This is a genomic window from Longimicrobium sp. (assembly GCF_036554565.1).
Taxonomy (GTDB): Bacteria; Gemmatimonadota; Gemmatimonadetes; order Longimicrobiales; family Longimicrobiaceae; genus Longimicrobium.
In genome coordinates this window covers 1-1,755 of the sequence record NZ_DATBNB010000883.1, presented here as the reverse complement: position 1 = coordinate 1,755, position 1,755 = coordinate 1, and the positions used below count along the sequence as shown (strand labels likewise).

1 protein-coding gene is annotated in these 1,755 nt (G+C 72.6%); it reads left to right on the top strand.

The features are described from left to right. Positions 1–161: 161 nt before the first annotated feature. A partial coding sequence (locus VIB55_RS24710; RefSeq protein WP_331879358.1) for a histidine kinase N-terminal 7TM domain-containing protein occupies positions 162–1,755 on the top strand: 1,594 nt, incomplete at its 3' end.

Below are 1,755 nucleotides of genomic sequence, written 5' to 3'. Positions count from 1 at the left end.
CGAGGTTTGTGCAAGGAATGGCGGATGGATTGTAAGTGGTTGCCCGCCAACACCGACGATGTAGTTTGCAGGCGAGATCCACCCGCTGGCCGGCGCCCTTTCCGCCAGCATCGGCGCGAAGCCATCCGCCTCGCCCCGCTGTCCCCGCCCCGCGCGTGACGATGGCCTGGCAGTCCACGCCCGAGTTCATCCCGCTCCTCGTTTCGGCGATGGTGTGCGCCGCCCTGGGCGCGTTCGCCTGGCGCCATCGGCGCGTTCCCGCGGCCGGCGGCTTCGTTTTGCTGATGGCGTCTTCGGCGTGGTGGTCGCTGGCGTACGCCTTCTACCGGGCCAACGCCAGCTTCCAGGGCAAGGCGCTGCTGGCCGTGCTCACCCAGGCTGGCGCAATCGTGGTCGCGGTGGCGTGGGCGGTGTTCGCGCTGCAGTTCACCGGGCGCGACGCGTGGCTGCGCCGCTGGTGGATGGCGCTTTCCGCCATTCCTGCCCTGACGCTGGTGATGGTGGCCACCAACCCCGTGCACCACGCCTTCTGGACGCGCTTCGCGCTGGTGGAGCGCGGCGGGCGGGCGGCCATCGACAGCGTGCCTGCCTGGGGCTTCTGGCTGCACGTGCTGTATTCGTGGGGGCTGATGTGGCTGGCCGTGGGCGTCGTGAGCCTGCGCGCGCTGCGGTCGGCGCACCTGTACCGCCGGCAGGCGTGGGCCATCGTGGTGGCGGCGGCCGTGCCGTGGATCGGCAACGTGCTTCACGTGGCGGGATGGGTACGGTTCCCGGCCAACCCCATGCCCGTGCTCTTCACCCTGAGCGGCGCCGTCTTCTTCTGGGCCATCTTCCGCCTGCGCCTGCTGGACCTGGTGCCCGTGGCCCGCGCGGCGCTGGTCGAAGAGATGCCCGACGGCGTGGTGGTGCTGGACGAGTCCGGCCGCCTGCTGGACGTGAACCCCGCGGCGCGGCGCATTCTATCCTTAGGCGAGGCGGACCTCGTGGGGCGGCCCGCGGCGGAGGTCCTGGCGGCGCTGGGCGGGGCGATGGACCCCGAGGTGGGTGCCGCGCCGGTCCGGGTGGAGGTGGGGACGGGCGAGGGCGCGCACCTCGTGGACGTGAGCGTGACGACGCTTCACGATGCGCGCGGGCGGGTGAACGGGCGGCTCCTCGTCCTCCGCGACGTGGGCGAAACGGAGCGGCGGGAGGGCGCGCTAGCGCTGCAGCGCGCGTTCCTGGAGCAGCTGTTCGATGCCGCGCCCGAGGGGCTTGCGCTGCTGGACGAGTCGGAGCAGGTGCTGGACGTGAACCCCGAGTGGAGCCGCCTCTTCGGCTACCCGGCGGACGAGGCGCGGGGCCGGCAGATCAACGACCTGATCGTCCCGGACCACCTGCGCGGCGAGGGTGCCCAGATCACGGCGCAGGTTGCCTCGGGCGCCCGCACCCAGGCGGAAACCGTCCGTCGGCGCAAGGACGGAAGCGTCACCGACGTGCACATCACGGGCGCGCCGGTGTTCGCGCGCGGGCAGCGCGTGGGCACCTGGGGCATCTACCACGACATCAGCGAGCGCAAGGCGCAGGAGCGGGCCCGCGCGGCACTGCTGGAGCGCGAGCGCGAGGCGCGCGCCGCGGCCGAGATGGCGACGCGCCGGGCCGCGTTCCTGGCCGACGTAGGCACGCTGCTGAGCGCGGCCTTCGTGCGCCAGGCCGGGTACCAGGAACTGGCGCGGCTGGCCGTGGCGGAGCTGGCGGACTACTGCCTGATCGACGAGG